The sequence below is a fragment of the Streptomyces yongxingensis genome (genome assembly GCF_055597465.1).
The window spans coordinates 6,873,457-6,897,762 of record NZ_CM145717.1 but is presented as its reverse complement, the minus strand read 5'-3'; the positions used below and the strand labels follow the sequence as shown (position 1 = coordinate 6,897,762).

Annotated in this window: 24 protein-coding genes and 1 tRNA gene; 14 read left to right on the top strand and 11 right to left on the bottom strand. The window is 69.4% G+C overall.

Features of this window, described 5'->3' with window-relative positions:
* The first annotated feature begins 65 nt into the window (after window positions 1-65).
* Window positions 66-341: a hypothetical protein gene (locus ACZ6TD_RS29895; RefSeq protein WP_471343132.1), complete on the top strand. Its 276-nt coding sequence runs from the start codon at window positions 66-68 to the stop codon at window positions 339-341.
* Window positions 342-447: 106 nt separating this feature from the next.
* Complete coding sequence (gene glmS / locus ACZ6TD_RS29890; RefSeq protein WP_471343131.1) at window positions 448-2,280, top strand: glutamine--fructose-6-phosphate transaminase (isomerizing); 1,833 nt, start codon at window positions 448-450, stop codon at window positions 2,278-2,280.
* Window positions 2,281-2,795: 515 nt separating this feature from the next.
* Here the strand turns inward: glmS and ACZ6TD_RS29885 are convergent.
* Window positions 2,796-3,317, bottom strand: coding sequence for a universal stress protein (locus ACZ6TD_RS29885; RefSeq protein WP_020871124.1), 522 nt, complete (start codon window positions 3,315-3,317; stop codon window positions 2,796-2,798).
* Between the two features lie 498 nt (window positions 3,318-3,815).
* Here ACZ6TD_RS29885 and ACZ6TD_RS29880 point away from each other — a divergent pair, with 498 nt between their 5' ends.
* The 4 genes from ACZ6TD_RS29880 to ACZ6TD_RS29865 all read left to right on the top strand — a co-directional run bounded on the left by ACZ6TD_RS29880 (window position 3,816) and on the right by ACZ6TD_RS29865 (window position 6,827).
* Window positions 3,816-4,190: a hypothetical protein gene (locus ACZ6TD_RS29880; protein ID WP_471343130.1), complete on the top strand. Its 375-nt coding sequence runs from the start codon at window positions 3,816-3,818 to the stop codon at window positions 4,188-4,190.
* 519 nt (window positions 4,191-4,709) lie between these two features.
* The gene (locus ACZ6TD_RS29875; RefSeq protein WP_471343129.1) at window positions 4,710-6,032 is read left to right on the top strand and encodes a helix-turn-helix domain-containing protein; all 1,323 of its coding nucleotides are present in this window, start codon (window positions 4,710-4,712) and stop codon (window positions 6,030-6,032) included.
* Between the two features lie 5 nt (window positions 6,033-6,037).
* Complete coding sequence (orn, locus tag ACZ6TD_RS29870) at window positions 6,038-6,646, top strand: oligoribonuclease (protein WP_137978077.1); 609 nt, start codon at window positions 6,038-6,040, stop codon at window positions 6,644-6,646.
* Window positions 6,647-6,754: 108 nt separating this feature from the next.
* Window positions 6,755-6,827, top strand: a tRNA-His gene (locus tag ACZ6TD_RS29865).
* Window positions 6,828-7,725: 898 nt separating this feature from the next.
* Here the strand turns inward: ACZ6TD_RS29865 and ACZ6TD_RS29860 are convergent.
* On the bottom strand, window positions 7,726-8,304 hold the full coding sequence (locus ACZ6TD_RS29860; RefSeq protein ID WP_311035850.1) for an HD domain-containing protein: 579 nt from the start codon (window positions 8,302-8,304) through the stop codon (window positions 7,726-7,728).
* A gap of 12 nt (window positions 8,305-8,316) precedes the next feature.
* Window positions 8,317-9,429: a helix-turn-helix domain-containing protein gene (locus ACZ6TD_RS29855; RefSeq protein ID WP_471343127.1), complete on the bottom strand. Its 1,113-nt coding sequence runs from the start codon at window positions 9,427-9,429 to the stop codon at window positions 8,317-8,319.
* Between the two features lie 163 nt (window positions 9,430-9,592).
* Between ACZ6TD_RS29855 and ACZ6TD_RS29850 the strand changes: the two genes are divergently transcribed.
* The 4 genes from ACZ6TD_RS29850 to ACZ6TD_RS29835 all read left to right on the top strand — a co-directional run bounded on the left by ACZ6TD_RS29850 (window position 9,593) and on the right by ACZ6TD_RS29835 (window position 12,009).
* A complete protein-coding gene (locus ACZ6TD_RS29850) occupies window positions 9,593-10,189 on the top strand; it encodes a hypothetical protein (protein WP_471343126.1) in 597 nt (198 codons plus the stop codon).
* Entirely contained in the window at window positions 10,186-10,428 is a 243-nt protein-coding gene (locus tag ACZ6TD_RS29845) for a hypothetical protein (RefSeq protein WP_471343125.1), read from the top strand. Before ACZ6TD_RS29850 ends, ACZ6TD_RS29845 begins: the two co-directional genes overlap by 4 nt.
* 272 nt (window positions 10,429-10,700) lie before the next feature.
* Window positions 10,701-11,288, top strand: coding sequence for a hypothetical protein (locus ACZ6TD_RS29840; RefSeq protein WP_471343124.1), 588 nt, complete (start codon window positions 10,701-10,703; stop codon window positions 11,286-11,288).
* Between the two features lie 244 nt (window positions 11,289-11,532).
* Window positions 11,533-12,009, top strand: a complete 477-nt coding sequence (locus ACZ6TD_RS29835; protein ID WP_471343123.1) for a glycine-rich domain-containing protein — start codon at window positions 11,533-11,535, stop codon at window positions 12,007-12,009.
* A gap of 396 nt (window positions 12,010-12,405) precedes the next feature.
* Here ACZ6TD_RS29835 and ACZ6TD_RS29830 read toward each other — a convergent pair whose 3' ends face one another.
* The 3 genes from ACZ6TD_RS29830 to ACZ6TD_RS29820 all read right to left on the bottom strand — a co-directional run bounded on the left by ACZ6TD_RS29830 (window position 12,406) and on the right by ACZ6TD_RS29820 (window position 14,897).
* Entirely contained in the window at window positions 12,406-12,639 is a 234-nt protein-coding gene (locus ACZ6TD_RS29830) for a helix-turn-helix transcriptional regulator (protein ID WP_471343122.1), read from the bottom strand.
* Between the two features lie 474 nt (window positions 12,640-13,113).
* On the bottom strand, window positions 13,114-13,641 hold the full coding sequence (locus ACZ6TD_RS29825; protein WP_471343120.1) for a GNAT family N-acetyltransferase: 528 nt from the start codon (window positions 13,639-13,641) through the stop codon (window positions 13,114-13,116).
* On the bottom strand, window positions 13,638-14,897 hold the full coding sequence (locus ACZ6TD_RS29820; protein WP_471343119.1) for an XRE family transcriptional regulator: 1,260 nt from the start codon (window positions 14,895-14,897) through the stop codon (window positions 13,638-13,640). Before ACZ6TD_RS29820 ends, ACZ6TD_RS29825 begins: the two co-directional genes overlap by 4 nt.
* 211 nt (window positions 14,898-15,108) lie before the next feature.
* On the opposite strand from ACZ6TD_RS29820, the gene ACZ6TD_RS29815 reads away from it, so the two are divergent.
* Complete coding sequence (locus ACZ6TD_RS29815; RefSeq protein WP_471343118.1) at window positions 15,109-15,468, top strand: ATP-binding protein; 360 nt, start codon at window positions 15,109-15,111, stop codon at window positions 15,466-15,468.
* Between the two features lie 144 nt (window positions 15,469-15,612).
* Here ACZ6TD_RS29815 and ACZ6TD_RS29810 read toward each other — a convergent pair whose 3' ends face one another.
* The gene (locus ACZ6TD_RS29810; protein WP_471343117.1) at window positions 15,613-15,990 is read right to left on the bottom strand and encodes a MerR family transcriptional regulator; all 378 of its coding nucleotides are present in this window, start codon (window positions 15,988-15,990) and stop codon (window positions 15,613-15,615) included.
* A 41-nt stretch (window positions 15,991-16,031) separates the two neighbouring features.
* Window positions 16,032-16,430 carry a helix-turn-helix transcriptional regulator gene (locus tag ACZ6TD_RS29805; RefSeq protein ID WP_471343115.1) on the bottom strand — a complete coding sequence of 133 codons (399 nt, stop codon included), beginning with the start codon at window positions 16,428-16,430 and terminating at the stop codon, window positions 16,032-16,034.
* Between the two features lie 109 nt (window positions 16,431-16,539).
* On the opposite strand from ACZ6TD_RS29805, the gene ACZ6TD_RS29800 reads away from it, so the two are divergent.
* On the top strand, window positions 16,540-16,980 hold the full coding sequence (locus ACZ6TD_RS29800) for an STAS domain-containing protein (RefSeq protein WP_471343114.1): 441 nt from the start codon (window positions 16,540-16,542) through the stop codon (window positions 16,978-16,980).
* Here ACZ6TD_RS29800 and ACZ6TD_RS29795 read toward each other — a convergent pair.
* On the bottom strand, window positions 16,958-17,707 hold the full coding sequence (locus tag ACZ6TD_RS29795; protein ID WP_471343113.1) for a Clp protease N-terminal domain-containing protein: 750 nt from the start codon (window positions 17,705-17,707) through the stop codon (window positions 16,958-16,960). The genes ACZ6TD_RS29800 and ACZ6TD_RS29795 overlap by 23 nt on opposite strands.
* A gap of 55 nt (window positions 17,708-17,762) precedes the next feature.
* Window positions 17,763-18,221, bottom strand: a complete 459-nt coding sequence (locus ACZ6TD_RS29790; RefSeq protein ID WP_471343111.1) for a hypothetical protein — start codon at window positions 18,219-18,221, stop codon at window positions 17,763-17,765.
* Here ACZ6TD_RS29790 and ACZ6TD_RS29785 point away from each other — a divergent pair.
* Window positions 18,207-19,808 (top strand): N,N-dimethylformamidase beta subunit family domain-containing protein, encoded by a 1,602-nt coding sequence (locus tag ACZ6TD_RS29785; protein WP_471343110.1) that lies wholly within the window; start codon window positions 18,207-18,209, stop codon window positions 19,806-19,808. The genes ACZ6TD_RS29790 and ACZ6TD_RS29785 overlap by 15 nt on opposite strands.
* 77 nt (window positions 19,809-19,885) lie before the next feature.
* Here the strand turns inward: ACZ6TD_RS29785 and ACZ6TD_RS29780 are convergent, their stop codons facing one another.
* Window positions 19,886-22,777, bottom strand: coding sequence for a glycoside hydrolase family 48 protein (locus ACZ6TD_RS29780; RefSeq protein WP_471343109.1), 2,892 nt, complete (start codon window positions 22,775-22,777; stop codon window positions 19,886-19,888).
* A 329-nt stretch (window positions 22,778-23,106) separates the two neighbouring features.
* Here ACZ6TD_RS29780 and ACZ6TD_RS29775 point away from each other — a divergent pair, with 329 nt between their 5' ends.
* Complete coding sequence (locus tag ACZ6TD_RS29775) at window positions 23,107-24,273, top strand: glycoside hydrolase family 5 protein (RefSeq protein ID WP_471343108.1); 1,167 nt, start codon at window positions 23,107-23,109, stop codon at window positions 24,271-24,273.
* Window positions 24,274-24,306: the final 33 nt, after the last annotated feature.

Genomic DNA, 24,306 nt, shown 5'->3' with positions numbered 1-24,306 from the left:
CTCAACCCTGCCCGATATCGGGCAGGAATGTTGCGAAACACCGCGCCGCATCGCAGTATCTACGGATGCTCGACCGCCGTATGTCCCACGATGACCTTATCGACCACCTGGTCCGCAGTACGCCGCTCAGCCGCGGCGAGGCGGGCCGGGTGGTGCTGGACGTCCTGGCGTACTTCGACGAGACGACGGAGGAGTTCGTCCGGCGCCGCCACCGCGAGCTGCAGTCCGGCGGGCTGACCAACGCGGAAATCTTCGAGCGGATCACGGCCGAGCTGCCGTACCGCGCGGTGGCCCCGCCCGAACTCTCGCTGCGCCAACTGCGCCGCATCGTCTACGGCTGACCACGCCGGTACGGCACCGGTACGACGCCGGTCCACGACGGCGGCCGCCACCGCCGGACACGAGCACGAGCATGCACGAGCGATCCAATGGGAGGGCCTGAACACCATGTGCGGAATCGTCGGATACATCGGGAAACGCGATGTGGCACCGCTGCTGCTGGAGGGGCTGCAGCGGCTGGAGTACCGCGGCTATGACTCCGCGGGGCTGGCGATCCAGGGCAAGCCCGCCAAGGGCACCCAGAGCGCCGGGCTGAAGACCGCCAAGGCCAAGGGCCGGGTCCGGGACCTCGAGGCCAAGCTGCCCAAGCGGTTCGCGGGCACCACCGGCATCGCCCACACCCGCTGGGCCACCCATGGCGCGCCCAACGACATCAACGCGCATCCGCATCTGGACGCGGACGGCAAGGTCGCCGTCGTCCACAACGGCATCATCGACAACGCCGCCGATCTGCGCGCCAAGCTGGCCGCCGACGGTGTGGAGCTGGTCTCCGACACCGACTCCGAGGCGCTCGCCCACCTCATCGGCCGCTCCCAGGCGCCCACCCTGGAGGAGAAGGTCCGCCACGCGCTCGCGATGGTCGAGGGCACCTACGGCATCGCCGTGCTGCACGCGGACTTCCCCGACCGCATCGTCGTCGCCCGCAACGGCTCGCCGGTGGTGCTGGGCATCGGCGAGAAGGAGATGTTCGTCGCCTCGGACGTCGCCGCGCTGGTCAGCCACACCCGTCAGGTGGTCACCCTGGACGACGGCGAGATGGCCACCCTCAAGGCCGATGACTACCGCACCTACACCACCGAGGGCAGCCGCACCTCCACCTCCCCCACCACCGTGGAGTGGGAGGTCGAGTCGTACGACATGGGCGGCCACGACACCTATATGCACAAGGAGATCCACGAGCAGGTCGACGCCGTGGACCGGGTGCTGCGCGGCCGGATCGACGACCGCTTCTCCACCGTCCACCTGGGCGGGCTCAACCTGGACGCCCGCGAGGCGCGCGGGGTGCGCCGGGTCAAGATCCTCGGCTGTGGTTCGGCCTACCACACGGGCCTGATCGGCGCCCAGCTGATCGAGGAGCTGGCCCGGATCCCGGCGGACGCGGAGCCCGCGAGCGAGTTCCGCTACCGCAACCCGGTGGTGGACCCGGACACCCTCTACATCGCGGTCAGCCAGTCCGGCGAGACCTACGACACCCTGGCGGCCGTCCAGGAGCTCAAGCGCAAGGGCGCGCGGGTGCTGGGCGTGGTCAACGTCGTGGGCAGCGCGATCGCCCGGGAGACGGACGGCGGGGTGTACGTCCACGCCGGTCCTGAGGTGTGCGTCGTCTCCACCAAGTGCTTCACCAACACCGCCGTCGCCTTCGCGCTGCTCGCCCTCCACCTGGGCCGGATCCGCGATCTCTCGGTCGCCGACGGCAAGCGGATCATCGCCGGGCTGCGCAAGCTCCCCGAGCAGATCGCCGAGGTGCTGCGCGGCGAGGAGGAGATCAAAAAGCTCGCCGCGGAATATGCGAACGCAAAGAGCATGATGTTCGTCGGACGCGTCCGCGGCTACCCGGTGGCGCGCGAGGCGTCCCTGAAGCTGAAGGAGGTCTCCTACGTCCACGCCGAGGCGTACCCGGCCTCCGAGCTCAAGCACGGGCCGCTCGCGCTGATCGAGCCCGAGGTGCCCACCGTGGCGGTCCTGCCGGACGACGACCTGCTGGAGAAGAACCGCGCGACGCTGGAGGAGATCAAGGCCCGCAGCGGCCGGATCCTGGCCGTGGCCCACCGGGAGCAGGAGAAGGCGGACCACACGATCGTGGTTCCCCGCAACGAGGTGGAGCTGGACCCGATCCTGATGGGCATTCCGCTCCAACTGCTCGCCTACCACACGGCGCTGGCACTCGGCCGGGACATCGACAAGCCCCGCAACCTCGCCAAGTCGGTGACGGTCGAATAGGCCCGCACCGCCCTCGACCTCGGCGGATCCTTCGGCGGTCCCCCGCGTGTGCCACCACGCACGCGGGGGCCGCCTCCCCTTCGCCGGCGTCGCCTCTCGTACACCGGCGGCTGGCCGTCGCGCGGGAACCGTCACTTCCCGCGCGACAGCACGATCGAACGGTTTGTACCCCTCACAAACGCACAATCCACCTCTACGCACGGGTAGGTTTGCCCGTTGTCAAGATGGACTTGACGCCATCTCACCTGCGGTCAAAAGGAGTTGAGGGTGTCCGGTTCCAAGCGCCCGCGCCACGTCGGGCCGGCGGCAGAGGTTTTGGAATGAACAACCTCGCTTGACGAGGAGGCACGCCGGGTGCTGTGCGTCCAGAGTCTCAGGAACTCAAGCGAACTCAGAAGGGCCCAAAGGGCCCGGGAAGCAGCCGGCAGGGCACGGAAGGGCGGGCAGGACGCGGCCCGCGAGAAACGGGACCGAGGGCACTGAGGGAATGCTCGGAGGGTGACGACGGGCGGACGTCAGGGGATGACGACGACGGGCCGCTGCGCCCGCCGCGCGAGCCGCCCCGCGACCGAGCCGAAGATCCGCCCCACCAGCCCGTGCGTGGAGCCCACCACGATGGCGTCGGCCGCGTACTCCCGGCCGACCTCCTCCAGTTCATGGCAGATGTCCCCACCCCGCTCGACGAGGATCCAGGGCACCTCGGAGAGATGATCGGCACAGGCCAGCTCGAGCCCCAGCACCTCGGTGCGGTGATCGGGGACGTCGACGAAGACCGGCGGCTCACAGCCCGCCCAGACCGTCGTCGGCAGCCGGTTGGCCACATGGACGATGATCAGCCCTGAGCCGGAGCGCCGGGCCATGCCGATCGCATAGGCGAGGGCGCGCTCGCTCGACATGGAACCGTCGAATCCCACCACAACACCGTGCTGGAACGCTGGATCGCAGGAATGACGTGTTTCTTCCGCCGCTTCGGGGTGCGCCATGTGATCGGCGACCCGCTTGCGGTCCGCGGGTTCGGGGATTTCGTGACCGGCCATCGGTGTCTCGGCGAAGGATGTCCTCGTGCGGAGGGATCGGCGGGGGCTCAGGTAGGGGGTTGTCGGGGGACTTGAGCTCCGCTGGAGCTCGGAGACGGTCTCGAGGGGTCGAAATCCGTCCGGGATTCATCTTTCCAAGCCCTTACCCCCAAGGGTACGGCGGCATTCACCACCTGCCCAGAGGTTGCCACGGGAGCGGAGCCGCCCGAAGCGTTCCCCGGAGCATGCCGGAGGGCGGCCCGTAACGCAATGCCCCAAGTGGTCCCCCGTCTGCCCGGACCCCGGCCCGCGGCCCGGCTCGGCGGGGCCGCCGCGGTACGCCGTGCGGCCGCCCGGCAGTGACCTGGGGGCGGGCCGGGCGTTGTAGTAGCGGCACCGGGCGCGGCGGCCCCGGCCCGCCCCGCTCACCTGCCCCGATCCCCCGCCCGCCGCCCCCTCGCCACCCCGCGCCGAGCCTCCTGCCGACACCTCGCCGGCCGCTCGAGAGGAGCCCTGCCCGTGCCCGTCGCCCCCGAGAACGACGCCCCCGGCTCCACCCCCGGCGGCGGGGCCGGGACACCCGGACGGCCCCACGTTCCGAGCCCCCCTCGAGCCCAGGTCCAGGCCCCCGCTAGCGACGCGGTGAGCGAGGTGATCCGCTGGGCGGCCTTCAGTTGCGCCGTGGTCCCCGTCGTCCTGCTCATGTGCGGATCGCCCTTCGGCGCCGCGCTGGGGGCCGCCGCGGGCCTCGCCGCCGTGACGGCGGCCAGCCACACCCTGCTGCGCCACTCCGAGCGCACCGCGGCCCGGCTGGGCGCGGACGGCGTCAGCCCGCACCGGGGCCGCCACGGCCGTACGGGGATCGGCGCGCACCGGGGCGGCCGCCGCGTCTGAGGGCGGACCGGAAAGGCCCGGAACAGGGAAACGGTACGTAGCGCTCCGCGCACTCAGCGCCGATGGAGCGCCGCTATAGCGCCGCTCGAGCCCGGACGACGGCCGCGTGGACCCTGAAGAAGTACGAGCGGGACGTACGCCGGTCGTATGACCCATCCGTACGTCTGCGCCCGCTTGTTTTCAGCCAACTTCCGGTCCCACTTCTTTCCTTGGCAAACGCCGTGCTCAACACCCGTCCGGCCAGCGTGGAAAGGGGTCCGGAGCGCACGTACCCCCTACGGGAAGTGGGTGTCCGCACAAGGCGTACTTCACAGCGAGGGCTACGAGTGCAACGCTTCGTGATCGAATGCTTCGCGCCAAGTTGTCATGTCGACATAGTGGCGGGTGGTGAACTGGTCACGGCGACCACACGCGACACAGTAGATTCGATCTTGGCCATGACCGGCGGGGGAACCGTTCAGGACCGAGGGGAAACGTGCAGGACCGAGAGGACGCGACCACCGAGGGGGGCTTAGTGCCATGAGCCAGGACTCCACGACCGTACCGGAGACCTCGCGCAAGCTCTCCGGACGCCGGCGACGAGAAATCGTCGCGGTGCTGCTGTTCAGCGGCGGCCCCATCTTCGAAAGCTCCATCCCGCTCTCCGTCTTCGGTATCGACCGGCAGGACGCCGGAGTCCCTCGGTACCGACTTCTGGTGTGCGCGGGCGAAGATGTGCCACTGCGAACGACTGGCGGACTGGAACTGACCGCACCATACGGCCTGGAGGCACTCTCCCGGGCCGGCACCGTCGTCGTACCGGCCTGGCGGTCGATAACCCAGCCGCCACCGGCCGCCGCGCTCGACGCGCTGCGCCGCGCGCACGAGGAGGGCGCGCGGATCGTGGGCCTGTGCACCGGGGCCTTCGTACTGGCCGCCGCCGGGCTGCTGGACGGCCGCCCGGCGACCACCCACTGGATGTACGCGCCGACGCTCGCCAAGCGCTACCCATCCGTCCACGTGGATCCGCGCGAGCTGTTCGTGGACGACGGCGACGTACTGACCTCGGCGGGCACCGCCGCCGGGATCGACCTGTGCCTGCACATCGTGCGCACCGACCACGGCGCGGACGCCGCCGGCGCCCTCGCCAGGCGCCTGGTCGTCCCGCCGCGCCGCAGCGGAGGGCAGGAGCGCTACCTGGACAGGTCGTTACCAGAGGAGATCGGGGCGGATCCGCTCGCCGAGGTGGTGGCGTGGGCGCTCGAGCACCTGCACGAGCAGTTCGACGTCGAGGCCCTGGCCGCCCGCGCCTACATGAGTCGCAGGACCTTCGACCGCAGGTTCCGCTCGCTCACTGGGAGCGCTCCACTCCAGTGGCTGATCACCCAGCGGGTGCTGCAGGCGCAGCGGCTCCTGGAGACCTCCGACTACTCGGTCGACGAGGTCGCGGGGCGCTGTGGCTTCCGCTCGCCGGTCGCGCTGCGCGGGCACTTCCGGCGGCAGCTGGGGTCCTCCCCGGCCGCCTACCGGGCCGCGTACCGCGCCCGCAGGCCCCAGGGCGGGCCCGCGGAGCGCCCGGACCGCCCCGACCGCCTGGAGCGGCTGGAGCGGGCCGACCGGCCCGACCGCGCCGAGGTGATCGAACCCCGCGCCGGCGACCACTCCCTGCCGCTGCGGCGGCCGGGCGCGCCCGGCGCCCCCACCGGCCACTCGGGGCACCCTCCGCACCACCATCACGCTCCGCATCCGGAACCTGGCAAACCGGAGTCGGACGCGTACGCCCCACGCCTGCCCGAACAGGCCGCGGGCCGGGCCCCGGGCCGTCCGTCCCTGCCCGGCCAGCGGGAACGCCCCGTAGGGTGAGACGTATGAACGATCGCATGGTGTGGATCGACTGCGAGATGACCGGGCTCTCGCTGGCGAACGACGCGCTTATCGAGGTGGCCGCGCTGGTCACGGACTCCGAGCTGAACATCCTGGGCGACGGAGTGGACATCGTTGTCCGGCCTCCCGCGGAAGCGCTGGTCACCATGCCCGAGGTGGTGCGCGAGATGCACACCACCTCCGGCCTGCTCGCCGAGCTCGAGGGCGGGACCACGCTCGAGGACGCCCAGGACCAGGTCCTGGCTTACATCCGCGAGCACGTCCCCGAGGCCGGCAAGGCCCCGCTGTGCGGAAACTCGGTCGGCACCGACCGGGGCTTCCTCCTCCGGGACATGCCGACGCTCGAGAGCTACCTCCACTACCGGATCGTCGACGTCTCCTCGATCAAGGAGCTGGCCCGCCGCTGGTATCCGCGGGCCTACTTCAACAGCCCCAAGAAGAACGGCAACCACCGGGCGCTCGCGGACATCCACGAGTCCATCGCCGAGCTGCGCTACTACCGGGAAGCGATCTTCGTGCCCGCTCCCGGCCCGGACTCGGACACGGCGAAGGCCATCGCGACCAAGCACGTCCTGCCCGCCCGGCACGCCTGACCCTGCCGCCATCCCGGTGCTCGCTCCCGACTCCCCGAAAGCCGGGAGCGAGCACCCCTCAAGACCCTGTACACTTTTTCTCGGCCGGTGCGGAAAGCACCGGTCATGGTGGGTATAGCTCAGCTGGTAGAGCACCTGGTTGTGGTCCAGGATGTCGCGGGTTCGAGTCCCGTTACTCACCCTTAATGATCAAGGCCCTGACCTGCGGAAGTGGGTCAGGGCCTTGGTCTGTCCTGAGAATCTGGGAACACGACGGGAACACAACGCCCCTCACCAGCTCTACATTCGGGACATGGCGAGCATCGTGGAGCGTCCCAAGAAGGACGGCACCGCCACCTTCCAGGTGAAGTGGCGCCAAGACGGCTAGTGGCAGTCCGAGAAGTTCGGCGACCCGGACAGCGCCAAACAGTTCAAGGATCTGGTGGAGGCCCACGGCGGGAAGTGGCCGCACGGCTGGGTCCGCGGCGAAGGATTCGTTGAGCAGCCCAAGGTGCCCGGCGACACGTACCGGCGCAGCGGCACGTTCCCCCAGCCTGTTGAGGGCGAGGGCAGTACGCGGCCGAAGTTCCGTGCGGACGAGGTGGCCGCCTTCTTCGAGGCGAACCCGAAGCAGCCGCCCCGGGGCCCCGGGCAAGGCAGGAAGCGATGGGGCACCCGGGAAGCCCGGAGCTACGGGCCAGCCAGGGAGGGACGGCCAGCCGGGGGCGACCGGCGCCCCGGGCCAGGACGGGGCGCCCGGCCGGGACGGAGCGCCTGGAGCTCCGGGTGAGAAGGGGGAGAAGGGCGAACCGGGCCAGCAAGGCGAGCAGGGGCCGCCTGGCCCGTCATGCCCCAGTGAGTACCACCTGGAGACGCCGAGCTGGGACCCGGATGCCCTGGTCTGCCGCAAGGACGGGGCGCCCGCACCATCCGATCCGAGCGGCAGCCCGACGACGCCGGCCGCGCTCGCTCCCGATCGGCGCCGCCTCTGACCCTTAAATCCGGGCGTGAAATCTTCACGGCGTCCGTTAAGGTCTGCCCCCTCTGGCCTCGGGCCGGAGGGGGCGTTTTCGCTTGCCGCCTGAGAGCTCGAAGAGCTGCTATGGCTTCTCGCCCAGCGCCGCACGGAGCCAGTCGAGAGATCCCTGGTTCAGCAGTTCGTCAGCAAGGCGCTTGCCGGTCTCTGTCACCAACCGGCTACGGCTGTTGTCGACCCAGCGCTGAGCGTTTTCGTATCCCTGAGACAGGTATTCGAGCCCCTGTAGCAGACACTCAAGCTTATCTGCGTCGCGAGCGCATACCGCCTCGGGCGATTCCTTCGCTTCGTACTCGCCGACCCATGCCCGTACAGCGGAAGCGAGGCCCTCGGGCATGTCGACGGTCTGGTCAGCGGTCACCGCCTGCGGGTCGGGGCTGGGCGCGTACTTCTTGCCCAGGTAGTTCACGTCGCCAGTACGTGTCTCCTGCGAATCGTGCCAGACGGCCATGAGGGCGGCTCGCGCAGGGTCGGCGCCTTCCAACTGGGCGATGATCGAGGCAATCAGCGAAGTGCGCCAGGCATGCTCGGCGACTGTTTCAGGGTCTCGGACGCCAGCCATCCACCAGCCTGTCCTGCGGTTCTGCTTCAGCGCGCCAGCTTCGAACAGGAAGCGTGCCACCGCATGCAGGTCGTCAGCCACCGTCAACTCCTCTCACGCCTCAGCGAGGCGGATTGCGTACCGGATGCTCTCGAGCTCGCGGCGTGCGGGTGCGGAAATCTCCCGGCTATCCAACATCACTGGCAGTCGTTCCCGGAGGGCGGTTGCGGCATCTCCTGAGCGGAGCAGCTCGGGCCGTGCGGCGAGCAGGGTCCATAGGGTGTGGATATTCAGATCGACGTATCCATGGTGTGGTGCCAGCCCGCGCGCCAAGTGCTGAAGAAGCCGCGTACCTGGCCACGCGCCAAGGTTCCGCGAGGCGATGAACTGGTCCGAGAGTTCGATCTGCTGAGTTTCCCCGATCCAGTACGCCCAGTAGTTGAGATTCGCCGCTTCACTGGCTTCATCGTCTTTGAGCGTATTCCTGACGAAATGCTGCATACGGTCCCGATCGCCCTGGCGCGCCGCGACGGCTGCCACGGAACGTTCGTTGAGCCAGCTGGTCAGCCAGTCCGAAGAAGGTTCGCTGCGTTGCTGCTGCGCAAGCCAGTCACCGTTTTCCGCGCGGTCATAGCCGGACAGATACATCGCCTGGCGCCGTAGCAGAAAGTTCCCCTGCGTCCGCGCTTGTTCGGTCATGCGCCTGAGGTGAACGAAGAAGCGCTTACGGTCTTCGGCCGTCAATTCCGGGGCCGACGGGACAGGTCCTCTCCGCTGTCGCGGCGGGTCGGGCAGCCCTCGGACCGGCCCTGGCGGTTCCCCTGTGAGTGGCCACGCCAGCACTTCAACGAGGTCGCGCTGCATCACCCAGGCGCCAAGCGGACTGTCCTGAGCAGACACCTCACCGTCCAGGGCGCTAGCAAGCAGAACATCCGCTTCCATGCCGCGTTCAAGAGCGAGCAACAGCGTTGGCGAGGCACCCAGATGCATCAGCCGGTGGCGGAGAACGAGCATCTGCCCGGCGGGTACAGCAGTGAGCGGACGACGCCCGGACTCCCAGCCAGCGACGGTGTCCAACGAGACCCGGAACCGTTCGGCCAGCGCCTCTTGGCTGAGGTCCAGATGCTCTCTTATCAGCCGTAGGACGTACCCAGACACCACGCCTCGACGGCCTCTATCGACCCTACCCTGACTGCGGGTCAGGGTAGTTGGCTGACGCTTCGCCATGAGTTCCCCCTGCTCGGTCGTGGGTCCGTCATCATCCCGTACTCGTAGTCGGTTCATGCGCATTGCGCTGATTCGTAACGTCGTGAGCAGGGACATCCGCCGTAGCTCGGCGGAATAACGACCCACCCATGGACGAGGCAATACCCTGCCACGGAGACGCCCGATGATGACCAGAATCCTGCCGTGGACACCACCACCTGCCGTGGACGTCGAGCCGTTACCCGCGGGCAAATGGTGGGACGCCGTCCGCGCAGCCACGACCATCGGCGAGCGCGCCCTGGAGCTGCTCGGCGACGAGACCGGCGCCGTCGTCCAGGACAAGTACGGCACCCTGTACTGGTTCGTCGAAGTGGGCGCCGCCACGAGCTGGCACCTGCGGCAGGTCCGCGTCCTCACTGAGCTCGCCGACGAGAGCACCTATCTCGGCGTGCCCCCGGCCTCCTGGACCGAGGGCCCCAAGACCCACTGGCGCGTGCCCCTCTCGGCCGACCACTACCTGACCGACGCCTGGAAGCTGTGGGGGGCACTGACCGAGGCCGACCGCGCCGAGTACGGCCGCAGGCCGGAAGGCCGTCAACTCTGCTACCGCTGTCAGCTGCCCACCGACGAGCCCATCCCGGTCGAAGTGGAAGATGGCCGCAGCGACGTCGGCAAGGTCACCTATGCCTGCCCTCCGCACGCGCCGCTCTATTCGAAGCGCCGGCCGCGGACCCTCACCAGCGCGACCGCGGTCGAGCACGAGGGGCGGCGGTCCCGATGACGACCTGCCCACAGCCCTCCCTGCTCCCGGGCATCGAGCTGCCGGACCCCGAAACCCTGACCGGCCCCCAACTACGGGGCTGGAACTGCGCCCTGTGCAAGCGGCGGCTGCTCGCCGACCAGCTGCTCGGCACGGTCGAGTGGACTTGCGGGGGCGTCACCCGAGAGGCCGTCGACCTGTACGTCTGTCGGCCGCTGTGCAAGGAGGTCACCGGGCGGGAGGGAGATGGTGCCGGATGAGGCACCGTCGACATTCCGCCGCTGTGCGGGCCGGGCTACTCTGCTACCGCGCCGCCCGCTTGGGCCTTCTGCTCTGCGTGATCCCCGCGCTGCTGGTGCTCGCCGTCTGGCTCTGCTTCGCGAGCACCCCGGCCCCATAGACCGGGCGGTCGCCGAGGTCCGGCCCCCGTACCGGACGACGGCACCGGCAACCGCCCCGCCCGTCTGCCTTCCCATCGCCCCGGGGATGCAGACGGGCACTCAACCACCAACCCTTTGGGAGACCTGTTCCGGTGACCACTACACCGAGCCGACCCGACACGGTGCCGTACATCGAGACCTGGAGCGGTGAGATAGCGCTCAAGCAGCGCGTGGTGCTCGGATCGCTCTACGGCATCGCATATGAGGACGAGACGCCCGCCGACCGTGACGAGCGAGGCGTGCTGTGGACTCGGCGCACATCCGCACAGGGCTCAGGTCGGCCGGAACACGGCTCCGTTCATGCCCATCGTCAGCGGCGCGCGATGGAAGCCCTGCTGTGCCAGGTATGCGGCGGGCCCGCCGACCGGAACCAGCAGGGCACGCTGTGGCTACTGGAGGACAACCGGGCCGACTGGGCAGGGTGGCCGGAGGACGCTCTCACCGTCCACCCGCCCGTGTGCCTGCCCTGCGCACGCGTGGCGGCGCGCAGGTGTCCCCACCTCGCCGGTAAGCATGTCGCCGTACGGGTCGGGGCCACGGACATCTGCGCCGTGTACGGCGTCCCATACCTGCCGACCAAACAGGGCCTGGTGATGGGCGAGCCTGGGATCGTCTCGCTCACATCCACGAGCGTCCGGTGGACCGTCGCAGGCCAACTGGTCCGCGCTCTCAACCGATGACCGGGTGGGTCGCTGGTGTTCCGGGCCCCCGTACCGGACGACGGCGCCGGCGGCCCACCCCCTGAACACCCTGCGGTCGGTGCAGCCAGGCACGGCCGTCGACCGCAGGGCAGGGACTCCGGCCTCGAAATGGGACCGCGGGGCCGGGTCCCCAACCCAGAGAAGCCCCCGCCCCGGGCGCACGCTTGGACGGCCAGCGACCGGGACGAGGACCGTGCACCACCCAACACAGAGAGGCAGGCACATGCGAGACGTTACTGCGTTACTGGACCAGCCACAGCGGGCCGCGGTCGTCGGGACCGTCCTGCGGGACAACCCGGAGCTGAACGAGGCGATGGCGGGCCGGATCGTCGATGAGGCGGTGAAGTACGTCGCTGCGGTCGCGAGTGCGGACCAGCCGCTCTCGCCGTCACGGGTCGTGGACGAGGGCTGGCACGCGCTCATCCTCCACACGAAGGTCTACCGCCAGCTGTGTGACCGGATTGGCACGTTCGTCCACCACGTCCCGCAGGCGCCTGACCCCGAGCGGCGCGACCCCGAAGCGCTGACGAGGACCCAGCAGGCCATCGTCACGGCGGGGTTCACGGTCGACGACGCGCTGTGGCTCGCGCCCACCGACTCGTCCATCCCGGTCGCGGCTCACTGCCAGCACGGTCCTGGTGGACCGGAGGGGAGCTGCACGGGCAGCGGCGAGGGCGACGGTCCGAGCGGCCCGAACTGACGTCTGGCTGACCGGCAGGGCGTCACGCCCGTACGATCGCCACGGGAGGTGGTCATGGCAATACAGTGGGTAAACCCGAAGCGGGCTGGACTGGTCGCGCTCGTTGAGCAACTCCAGAACCCGCAGGTGCAGTCTGAGAACGCCTGCGGATGCGTCCGCCGACGCCGAGGGCCGCGCATGAGAGCGACCGTTGTTGCGGACGGGGGCGTCGCGTATGCCGTGCCGTGCAACCGGTGCGGCGGTACGGGCGTCGCTCCCGGCCGGTAGTTCGAGAGCCCCCGTCCGTGCGTCGCCCCCGTGGCGCGCGGGCGGGGGTCCGGGTCGACCGCTGACGTTTTGCCTTTCGGGTAACGCCGGTAACACCTACGCGCAGGTAGTCGCAGATGCTGACGGCATCTAACTGAATGGGGCAACGATCTCGACGCGGAGTGCACGAGCGATGAGCGCCAAGTGATCGATGGACGTGCCGTACTGAGCCAGCTCAATGCGGTAGATCGTGTGACGGCTCAGGCCAGTCAGCTCGGCCAACCCCTCCTGCGACAGCTCCCGCTCCTCGCGAAGGTCTCGGATGCGATCGCCCACCCGGCGGCGCTGCTGGAGCACCCAGTCGGGGAGCGGATCGATCGGCACCCGATAACGCTTTTTGGGTGGTGATCATTTGTCTGCCGCAGATTTGCGGCAACCACTACTGCCCGGTAGATATCCAGGCGCCAGCCCCTGCGCGTCCATGCCCGCCCGCACGGGTCACCTGATCGGCCCTCCCTCTCATTGCTCCCCAGGCGCGAGGGGAAGGGCCTCGAGCCCCCGGCATCCAGCCGGGGGCTCTCATGGTTGCGGTTGGGCCTTTTTCCACTCACCTCGCGGGAACCTGGATCAACGCCGCGCGGCCTGTTCCCACGGGAACACGGCACCCCATTCCCCCGCTTCAGTCGTCATTGAGCGTCACCGAGCGGCATCGAATCTCGCCCGTATGTCCCGAATTCGGGAATCACCGCAGGTCACAATAGGTTCAAGGATCTGGTGCGAGTCCCGTTACTCACCCTCTTCGAAGAGGCCGCTGACCTGTTCAAACGGGACAGCGGTCTCTTTCGTCCCTCCCCGCAGTCAGGCCAACGGCAGCTCCGCGAGCATGACGGCATACACCGGGGAGTCCGGGAAGGGTTGGCGTTCCCCCACCTTCCGAAAGCCCCAGGTCTCGTACAGGGCCTGGACCCGGGGGTGCGTGACGTCCACAAGGAGGACTGCGAGGTCCTCCTTCCGGCCCTCCAGGAGTGCCCGGGAGAGCAAGTGCGCCACGCCCTTCTTCCGCCACGTCGGGTGAACGGCCAGCTCGGAGTAGGAGAAGGTCACCGACTTCTCCGGAGCCGGGTCGAGATAGTCACGCCACCATTCGCGGCCGGGGCTCCCTGGGGCACCGTAGGCGAATCCCACTGCCCCGTCGCCGTCGAACGCGATCACGCAGGAGAACTCCGGGTGGCCGCCCCAGTGGTCCACGAACCAGGGGAATTTCTTCTTGAACTCGTCGTCCCGGTCGGGGCCCGCCGCTGCGTCGTGCAGGTCGATGATCGTCTGACGGATGTCCGCCAGGTCGTCGTGCCCGAAGTAGCGGATGTCCAGGCCAGCGGCGCTCACAGTCGGCTCCATTCAGTTCGGTATCGGTCGCCCCACTCGCGGGCGATCGAGGCGTCAGGTGCAAGAGTGATCAAGTCCCGGTAGTAGTCACCGAGCAGAGATCGCATCCGTCCGGGGATCGGGTGGCCGGACATCAACGTGAAGACGGTGGAGGCCGTGGCGCACGCCTGTTCTACGTCGCGCTGGTGGAGCTGGGCCAGGGCGAGCCGGGCGGTTGCCATGGCCCGGTTCCTGCGGAACCCCTTCGGGATGGTGGCCAGGGCCTTGTGGGAGGCGGCCTCGGACTCGGCCGCGTCCCCGATGCGATCCCGGACGATGGCTGTCAGAGCCATCAGTTCAGCCGGCCCGTAGAAGGCGATCCACGACGGCGTGGGCTCGTCCATGTCCGCCTTGCCCAGGGCCTCCTGTGCGTGCCCCAAGGAGCGCAGGGCGGCTTGTCGGTCCCCGAGGTTCGCGTGGCCGATGGCCGTCCTGGCGTGGGCCAGTGAGGCGAAGAACGGCTGTCGCCGGGCGATGGCCGTTCCCTGAGCCGCGTAGGCGGCATCTACGGCTTCGGCGTACTCATCCCGGTGGTGCGAGAGCATCGCGTACGAATTCCAGACCCGCATCTCGGCAACGGGATCCTTGGCCATCCCGGCCAGGTAGAGCGCCCGGTCCAGCAAGCCCCGAGCCCGGTCGGTGTGCTTGGCGTCTACGGCGGACCAAGCGGCCATGGACATGTAGTCGGCGGCCACGCTGAACAGCCTCTGGCGGATGCGCTGGGAGGCGCCCAGCTTCTGCTTCTCCAGCGCCTCGGCCGCCCCGGCAAGGGCCGTGCGCTGTAATTCGTCATGACCTCCCCGTGCGGCATCCAGAGCCACCAGGGCGTCCACGCCGGAACGGAGCCGGATCACGTCCGAGGTCCCTACGGAGTGCTGTGCGACGAGAGGGACGGCGACCGCGGCCGTCGTACCGGTGGTGGCGGTCAGGAAGTTCCTGCGCCTCACGGGATCCTCCGGTTCTGTGGCGGGGCAACGTCGGGCCGGTGGGACGAATCCCAGTTCTTCGGCCGTACATCCGAATACTGCCTCTAAGGCTGCCCTCTGCCGAGACTGCGGCCAACGCGTCTTTCCGGTCAGCCAGTTGCGGACCGTCCGGTCGCTGACCGTGCCTTCGTAGCCGTTGCGGTGCAGATGAGTGTTCACCGCGTCCGCCAAGGCGGCCTGAGTGAGCCCGCTCTCGCGCATGGCGCTGATGAGGCTTTCGTTCCCCTCCACGTACCCACCGTAGCCATGCATGCCCCCTCCGTGAGGGGAGTCCGCCGAGAATTTCCGGCTGGGCGGTTTGCACACCCGATGGGTATTTCCTCCCCTCGCGCGGCGGGCCGTCGTTCACTCGGGCAAGGCCGCTCACTTCGCACCCACTGAGGTCCTGATGTCCGTGACCGCTACACCTCGCCCCACGGGGCACCCCGGATACTCCCAGACCATGCGCCGCGTACCGGAGAGCGCGGAGGCCGCCCGCAAGCTGGTACGGACCGCACTGGCCGCCTGGGGGCAGGAGGGCCTGATAGAGGACGCCGCGCTGGTCATCACCGAACTGGTCTCCAACGCCGTGGACCACGCCCGTCTGGAGTCGATCCGCGTCGTCGTCACCCGACCGTCCGAGAAGTTCGTCCGCCTCGGCGTGGTGGACCGCTCCCGCGATATCCCCTACCTGCGGACGGACTCAGGTGGCGACAACACCCGAGGCCGTGGGCTGCTGTTGGTCGACGCCCTCACGGACCGATGGGGGACGGACCGATACCGCTGGGGCAAGCAGGTCTGGGGTGAGATGAAGTGCGATTGATCACCGCAGCGCCGACCGGACCAGGCCGCAGGAGAGCTCCTGATGGCGGGCGGCGAGCAGACCGGAGGCGCCCTGGACGCCGAGGAGGAGTGGCGAGCCGCCATCGAGCACGCTGCGGGCCGACCCACCAGGGGCTGCGTTGGATCAAGCGCTCTGCGAGACGCAGCACACTTCGCCTCCGGCCGTGCCGCTGGCCGCCGCGATGACGGCGTCGAGGCGGTCGCGGGTGGTGGCCAGGTCGGCCATCTGGGCGTTGATGCGGTCGCGTTCGGCGGTCAGGCGGGCGATGTCGGCGGGGGTGGCGACGCTGGTGTACGTGCAGGGGAGGAATTCGCGGAGGGTCTTGCTCGACAGGCCCGCCGCGTAGAGGCACTGGATCCACAGGACGCGGTCGACCGCAGTCTCCGCGTAGTGGCGCTGGCCGCTGGGGCTGCGTTCCGAGGTGAGCAGGCCCTGCTCCTCGTAGTAGCGCAGCGCGCGCACGCTGACGCCGGTCCTGGCGGCGAGTTCGCCGATGCGCACCGTGACTCCTCCTGCCTCTGACGTCAGGGATCGACCTCGGATCAGGGTAGTCGAGGCGCACCGGAGTCGGAGGACGGTTGGGCAGGCGCCTCATCCGCTGCCGGGCTCCCGTCGTCGGGGCCGTCGGCGTGTTTGCGCCGCGCCTCGTCCTCGACGAGCAGGGAGAGGAGCGAGGCCACGGGGAGCCCGGCCTCGGCGGGGTGGCGCAGGACCTTCCCCGGCTCGATGCGGTACGTGTTCGTACGCCCCTCACGGGTGTGGGACAGATATCCGTCCTGCTCCAGGTCACCGATGATCTTTTGGACGGCGCGCTCCGTCAGCCTGCAGTGCGCGGCGATGTCGCGGATCCGTACGTTCGGATCATCGGCGATCGCGGCCAGCACGCGGGCGTGGTTGGTCAAGAACGTCCATCCAGTGTGCGATTCAGGCACTCCTCCCATGGCCTCATGATATTGCCGAAACAATAGCGCATCTGGAAACATGAATCAGACTTCGCGTATAGCGAGTACGTGTGACGCCGGCGAGGCGACCTCGAGGGGAGACAGTCAGGTGCACGCACGAGACGCCTCCGTGCCCGGGCCTGGACATCGCCCGCCGTACAGGCCCGCGATCGGCACGGCACCGAGGACACCGGTCGACTCGACGCCGCCGAGCCTCTCGTCGATCCTCCTCACCGACAGCTACTCGGAGGGGCCCCGGAAGGTTGTCGTGGTCAACGGAGAGGTGGACTACGAGACCGCCCCCGTCATGTCCGCCGCCCTGCGCAACGCCCTCAGCGATTGCGCCGAGGGCGTTGACGTGGACCTGAGCGCGGTGAGGTTCTGGGACTGCTCGGCGCTCAACGCGCTGCTGAGGTTCCGCCGGGAGGCGCTCGCGCACGGCAAGACGGTCATCGCCCGCTCCCCCAGTGACACCGTCAGACGAGTCCTCGGCCTGACCGGCACCGCACGGCTGTTCCGGCCCTCGGCTATCCCTTCCCCTCGTCCCTGACGGCCTCGGCGACGCGGGTCAGCGCCTGGGCGATGGACTCCGCGGAGGCGGCCTTGTCGATGCCGAGGCCGCTCAACAGGCCCGCGCCGTCCTCGTGTTCGAGGAGGGCGAGGAGGATGTGCTCGGTGCCGACGTAGTTGTGGCCCAGCCGCAGGGCCTCGCGGAAGGTGAGCTCGAGGACCTTGCGCGCGTCGGCGTCGAAGGGGACCAGTGCGGGCATGGAGTCGGATGCGGGCGGGAGGGCGGCGGTGGCGGCCTGGCGGACGGCGTCCAGGGGGACGCCCTGGGCGACGATCGCCTTGGCGGCCAGACCCTCGGGCTCGGCCAGGAGGCCGAGGATGAGGTGCTCCGGGCGGATCTCGGCGTTGGCGGCGGCGCGGGCCTCGTTCTGGGAGGCGACCACGACACTCCGGGCGCGCGGCGTGTACCGGCCGAAGCCCTGGCTGGGGTCGAGGTCCGACGGCTCGCCGGACGCCTTGGGAACAAAGCGCTTCTGGGCCGCCTGCCGCGTCACCCCCATGCTCTTGCCGATGTCGGTCCAGGAGGCGCCGGAGCGGCGGGCCTGGTCCACGAAGTGGCCGATGAGGTGGTCGGCCACCTCGCCGAGGTGCTCGGCGGCGATCACCGCGTCGGTGAGCTGGTCGAGGGCGTCGGGGTGGACCTTCTTGATGGCCTCGATCAGATCGTCGAGGCGCACGGGATGGGTGAGTCCAACTGGTTTCGTCATGCGTCAACCATAGGTTGACAGCGACTAAGGCGTCAACGTTGGGTTGACAGTGAAACTAGCCCCGGTGTTCGCGGTGCGGCCGTCTCGGGGGCCAGAACGACGTCCAGGTGAACTTGTCGCCGCCCACCCACCGGACCACATCCGGATCGTCCAGGTCGACGTCGTCCAGGCCGACCTCCCGGGCGATCTCGATGACGTCCAGGACCGAGTGGGCCTTGCCCGCCAGCTCACCGGCGATCTCGACCAGGCGGAACGGGGGATCGTTTTGCTGGACGCCGAGCACCACGATCGGAGGCCGGTGGATGCGCGGGGCCTGGGATTCGGTCATATGTCCCAGGCTGCGCCCGGCGCCCTCCCGTCGCACCTCGGAGGTGCCGGACCGCGCGGCCGGATACTCCGCCGAGCCGCACGGCCGGATACTCCCCCGGACCTCGCGGCCGGATACTCCTTCGGACCGCACCGGCTCGCCCGCGTCCGCGGCGCGGCCCACGATGGTCCGGTGGACGGAGAACATGGCCGCACAGCCGGCGGGCTGGGCCGCCGGGGCTTCCTCGGGGCCGCCGCGGCGGCCGGTGCCGGGGCCGCCGGGGTGGCCGCGACGGGCTGCGACTCCTCGGCCGAGCGGAACGGCCACCCCGCCCGCCCGTCCCGTCGCGCCGACGCCGCGCGCCGGGCGGAGGAGGCGGAGCGGACCCGGCCGGGCAGTGCCGACTGGCGCATCCGCTCGATGGGGCCGCCCGACGCCATCGAGGGCTATACCGACCGGGTGAGCGTGCTGCCCGACGAGGAGGTCGGGCTCCATGTGTCGACCACCGCCCCCGCCTTCCGCGTATCGGCCTACCGGATCGGCTGGTACGGCGGGGCACAGGCGCGGCTGGTGTGGCGGTCGGGCCGGGTGGACGGCAAGAAGCAAGGCGCGCCCCTGTTCCTCGAAGCCACCCGCACGGTGCGGGCCGACTGGGACCGTTCGCTCCGCATACGCGCCCGGAACTGGCCGGAGGGCGCGTATCTGCTGCGGCTGGACGCCTCGAACGGCCATCAGCGCTACGTGCCGCTGATCGTGCGCTCGCGGCAGGCGCGGGGCCGAACCCTGCTGATGCACGCACCGGCCACCTGGCAGGCGTACAACACCTGGGGCGGCTACAGCCTCTACCAGGGCCGGGACGGTGCGTACGGGTCGCGCTCGCTGGCCGTCAGCTTCGACCGGCCGTACGCGAACAGCGGGGCGGAGAAGTTCCTGGTCTACGAGCGGGCCCTGGTGGTCCTCGCCGAACGGCTGGGCCTTCCGCTCGCGTACACCACGGGCGTGGACGTCCATCTGCGACCGGCCGTGCTGAAGGGCGCCTCGGCCGCCCTGTCGCTCGGTCACGACGAGTACTGGACCCCGCAGCAGCGGCAGTACGTGACCCGGGCCCGGGACGACGGCACCAATCTGGCCTTCCTCGGCGCCAACACCTGCTTCCGCCGGATCCGGCTGGAGACCGGCCCCGGCGGTGCCCCCGCGCGCACCGTGGTCTGCTACAAGACCGCCTACCGGGACGACCCGTACCTGGTGAACCACCGCGACCTGGCGACCACCGACTTCCGCCAGCCCCCCGCGCCCGATCCCGAGTCCTCGCTGACCGGCGTCCTCTACGAGGGCTACCCGACCGACGCCCCGTACGTCGTCCTGGACAGCGGCCACTGGCTGTTCGCCGGGACCGGAGTGGACGACGGGGACTCCTTCGACCATCTGGTGGGGGTGGAGTACGACCGGGTCACCCCGGGCGATCCCACCCCGGCGCCGCTGCGGATCATCGCCCACTCCCCCCTGGTCTGCCGGGGGCGGCACAGCCACGCGGACTCCGCGTACTACACCGTGGCGAGCGGGGCGGGGGTCTTCGCCTCGGGGACGATGCGCTGGGTGGAGGCCCTGATGGCGGGGACCCGTGAGAACGGGCGGAACCACGGGATGGACGCGCGCACCGGGGCCTTCGTCACCCGCGTCACGGAGAATCTGCTGCGCGCCTTCGCGGCGGGGCCCTGTGGCAGGGACAAGCCGCGGCCGAAGGACAACGTGCGCGCGGTGTACGGGTCCGGGGCGCCCGCCGAATCCGCGTGAGCGGCGGGGCTCCCGCGCCCGGGAGCCCCGCCTGTCAGGCGCTGGAACCGGCTACTGGAACCGGCTACTGGAACCGGCTATTCGAAGAGGTCCGCGTACGACCCCATCGCCAGCGCGATGTCCGCCTGGGCCCAGAACCGGTGGTACGTGAAGCTGGGCACCGCGCCGCCCTTCAGATACGCCTCGACCTTGGACCAGGCCGGATCGTTCTTGTAGAAGGAGCGGATCGACAGGAAGGTGGAGCTGGAGTCGATCTTGTCACCGTTCGGCATGGTCCCGGTCCAGCCGCTGGGGACGTAGACCGGGTCGTCGAAGCGGTTGTAGTCGGCGCGGGTCTCGGGGACCGCGATGCCGAGGGCGTCCTGGTAGTTGTTCCACATGCCGTCCAGCAGCGCCTTCGCGGTGTCCCTGGCCTTGGTGTCGCCGGACTTGGCGGCGTAGTAGGACAGGGTCTTGGCGTACGCGGCCGCCACGCCGACGTCGTTGGTGTAGTCGGCGACGGTGACGTGCAGGTTCGCGTTGGCACCGGGGCTGGAGGCGTTCCAGGTGTCGGGCTGGCCGGACCACTGGAGGGTGGACGGGATCTGGTACGTGCCATTGGCGTTGACGGTGGTCTTGGACAGCGCCCACTTCACCCACTTGTCCAGGACCGTCTTCGCGGAGGCGTCACCGGTGCGGTTGTAGTACTCCGCGACGCGCTCCATGGACCACGCCTGGAAGCCGAACCACTGGTTGGACGGCGGGTCGTGGTAGACCGGCTTCTCGTCGTAGTACATGCCGTAGAAGGTGGACGTCCCCGACGGCGGCGTGGCGTAGCGGCCCTGCCAGCTATTGGTGGCACCACCCGCGATGGCGCCCTCGCTGGACTGCAGCCAGCGGTAGAACTCCAGCTGGCGCTTGAGGCTGGTGGACCAGTCGCTCGCGCCCGTCGCGGACTTGGGCTTGAGGTCGGCGTACGAGCTCAGGGCCCAGGCCGCCATGGGGTTCTGGTAGCCGCCGTGGGCGTGGCTGGAGCCGATGCGCCAGGACCAGCCCGCGGAGGTGTCGGTGGCGCCGCCCCAGGCGTAGTACCAGGAGAGCAGATAGCTGGAGCTGTTCTTGCCGCTGCCCGCCGGGCAGGCGGTCTCGCCGACGCAGTTGCCGATCTTCTTGAAGTACTTGTCGTACATCGCGTAGCGCAGATAGTCGCCCATCTTGGCGGCCTTGGCGATGTTGCCGGAGATCTGGCCGCCCTTGCCCTGCGCCTTGGCCCACTCCGAGGCCCAGTAGGCGGCCTGGACGACGCGGGCATCGGCGTCGGGGGCGTTGGTGAACTTCCACTGCTTGGAGTACGAGGAGTCGCCGGTGAACAGGTCCAGATAGCCGTTCTTGCCGCCGTACTTGAAGCCGTCGCAGGTGGGCTGGGTCACGGTCTCCCAGACCGACTCCTGCGGACCGCGCTGGAAGGTGTTGACGTAGCTGGGGCCGGTGTCGCTCGGGCCCGCCTCGCACTTGCCGGGCGCGTTGCCGTAGCCGTAGACGTTGTCGACGTCCTGAATCCAGTGCATGCCGTAGATGTCATCGGTGCCGTACGCGCTCTTCAGCTCGCCGGCGATGGGGTCGTTGCCGACCGGGACATTGCCATTGAGCTGCGAGGGGTACTGGGAGGGCTGGTCCCACTCGGGCGCGTAGGTGGCCGGCTTGGAGGCGTTGTAGAAGCTGTTGGTGGGCTGGTCGGCGTGGGTGGGGATCATGTACTTCTCCATGGTGTCCCACGCGCTGTTGAACTTGGACCAGTCGCCCGTGACCTTGCCGTACATCGCCTGCAGCCAGATCAGGTAGCTGTACGCCTCGGAGGTCGTCTCATGGCCGTGGTCGGGGGCCTCGACGATCAGCGTCTCCACCGAGTGGTACGGAACGCCCTCGGGCGAGAAGTAGCCCGCCGAGGGTGCGGTGATCTTGTTGTAGAGGTCCAGGAAGCGGGCGTCGTAGTCCTTCGCGGCGGCCAGCTGGGTGACGGTGACCTCGGCCTTGGTGTGGCCGGCGGCGGTCGCGGTGAAGGTCGCGGCGCCGGTGCCGGAGTTCGCGGCGGCGACGGTCACCTGCTGGGCGGTGTCCCAGTTGGCGGGGGTGAAGGTGAGGGTGGCGCCCGAGGAGATCGTCAGCCCGGTGTTGCCCGAGGTGCGGGCGACGGAGACCGTGACGTCTCCGGACGGCTTGGTGGACAGCTTGACGCCGAACGTCCCGGTCTTGCCCTGCTGCACCCCGAGCTGCCCGGGGCTGGCCACCAGCGCGGGCCCGGCCGCCACATGGATGCCGACGGGGGTGGACTCGGCGGCGGCGCCCTGGCTGTCGTACGCCTTGGCGTAGAGCGAGTAGTCGCCCGCCGGGACGTCCCTGTAGTCGAAGGTGTACGGGGAGGTGGTGTCGGTGCCGAGGAGCTTGGTGTCGCTGTAGAACTCCACCTTGCTGATCGTCGCCCCGTCGGCCGCCGCGGCCGTGGCCGTCATCGGGACGGTGTCGCCGGAGGTGAAGACGGCGCCGGGGGACGGGCTGCTCAGCACCGTAATGGGCGGCTGGTGGGCGCCCCGGCAGGTCACGCCGTTGACGGCGAAGGAGGTGGGGGCGGCGTTGGTGCCGCTGTAGGTGAACTGGGCGCCGGTGGTGACGTTGCCCCCGGCCGCGATCTTCGCGTTGTGCCCGGCGTTGGTGACGGTGACGGTCTTGCCGGACTGCGACCAGGTGCCGTTCCAGCCGTTGGCCAGCTTCTGGTTGCCGGCGTAGTCGTAGGTGAGGGTCCAGCCGTCGATGGCGTCGGTGCCAGGGTTGATGATGGTGAGATCGGCGGTGAAACCGGAGCCCCAGTCATTGGTCTTGTAGTCGACCCCGCACTGGACCGCCGCGGCGTGCGCGGGGGCGGCGCCGCCCGCCGCGGTCATGGCCACGGGGAGCGAGAGGGCGGCGGCCAGGGTGGTCACCAGCCGTCTCATCCGTCGTCGTGCCCCTGATCGTCGTGCCCCTGATAAGGGCGAGCCACGCTGTACGCGCATCTGGGGGACCTCCTCGCGGTTCGTGCGGGTGGTGGGGAGTGTTGCGAACCAGGTGTGCGAACCAGTGGGAGCGCTCCCAAGGTTCGTGTCAGCCTGAAGGAGTGTCAAGTCTTTGAACAACACCCGGTCATCGAACGCCTTCGATCGATGATTCGTGAACGGAGCTGTTGACATGTGCCCGCCGAGCGCTACCTTCACTTCAACCAGTGGGAGCGATTCCAGCAGTCTGCGCCGCGGCGAACGGCGCTTGGACCTCGAGGAGTCGCTCCATGCGAGCACCCCCGCGCCTTTATGCCTTGGTGGCCGCCGCGGTGTTATCAGTGGCGGGCACCGCCTTGGTGCCTGCCACCGCCTCGGCGGCGAGCGGCCCGGCCGTGACCGCTTCGGCCGCGAGCGGCCCAGCAGTGACCGTGCCCAACGCGGCACCGCCCAAGCTCCGCGCCCTCGGCAACAAGCTCGTCGACGAGAACGGGGCCACCCGGCGGCTGCTGGGCGTCAACCGCTCCGGCGGTGAGTTCATGTGCGTCCAGGGGCGTGGCATCTTCGACGGCCCCGTGGACGAGGCGGCCGTCAAGGCAATCGCCGACTGGAAGGTCAACGCGGTCCGGATCCCGCTCAACGAGGAGTGCTGGCTCGGCCTTTCCCACATCAACGCGGCCTACGGAGGGGCCAACTACGTCGCGGCCGTCAAGGCACTCGTCGCCCGGCTGGAGGCCCGTGGCATCACGCCCATCGTCGAACTCCACTGGAGCCACGGCAGATACACCGGCGGGGACAGCCACTGCGCCGACACCGAGTACGCCACCTGCCAGAAGCCGATGCCGGACGCCCAGTACACCCCGGCCTTCTGGACCTCGGTCGCCCAGACCTTCAAGGGCGACCAGGCCGTGGTCTTCGACCTGTTCAACGAGCCGTTCCCGGACCGCGCCACCTCCGACCCGACGGCGGCGTGGAAGTGCTGGCGCGACGGCGGGAGCTGCCCCGGGATCGACTTCCAGGTCGCCGGGATGCAGACCCTGCTGAACGCCGTACGGGCCACCGGCGCCAGGAACCTGGTGCTGATCCCCGGGGTCGCCTACTCCAATGATCTGCGCCAGTGGCTGACGTACAAGCCCAACGACCCGGCGGGCAACCTCGCCGCCGCCTGGCACACGTACAACTTCAACACCTGCGCCAACGAGAGCTGTTTCAACGAACAACTGGCTCCGGTCATCGCCAAGGTCCCGTTCGTGGCGGGCGAGATCGGCGAGAACACCTGCTCCCACGGCTATGTCGACCGGGTCATGGCCTGGCTGGACGCCAAGGGCGCCTCGTATCTGGGGTGGACCTGGAACACCTGGGACTGTTCCTCGGGCCCGTCCCTTATCAGCGATTACAACGGCACGCCGACCAACTACGGCGTGGGACTCCGCGATCATCTGAAGGGAATGCAATGAGCCGCAGAACCCGAATGGCGGGCACCTTGCTCG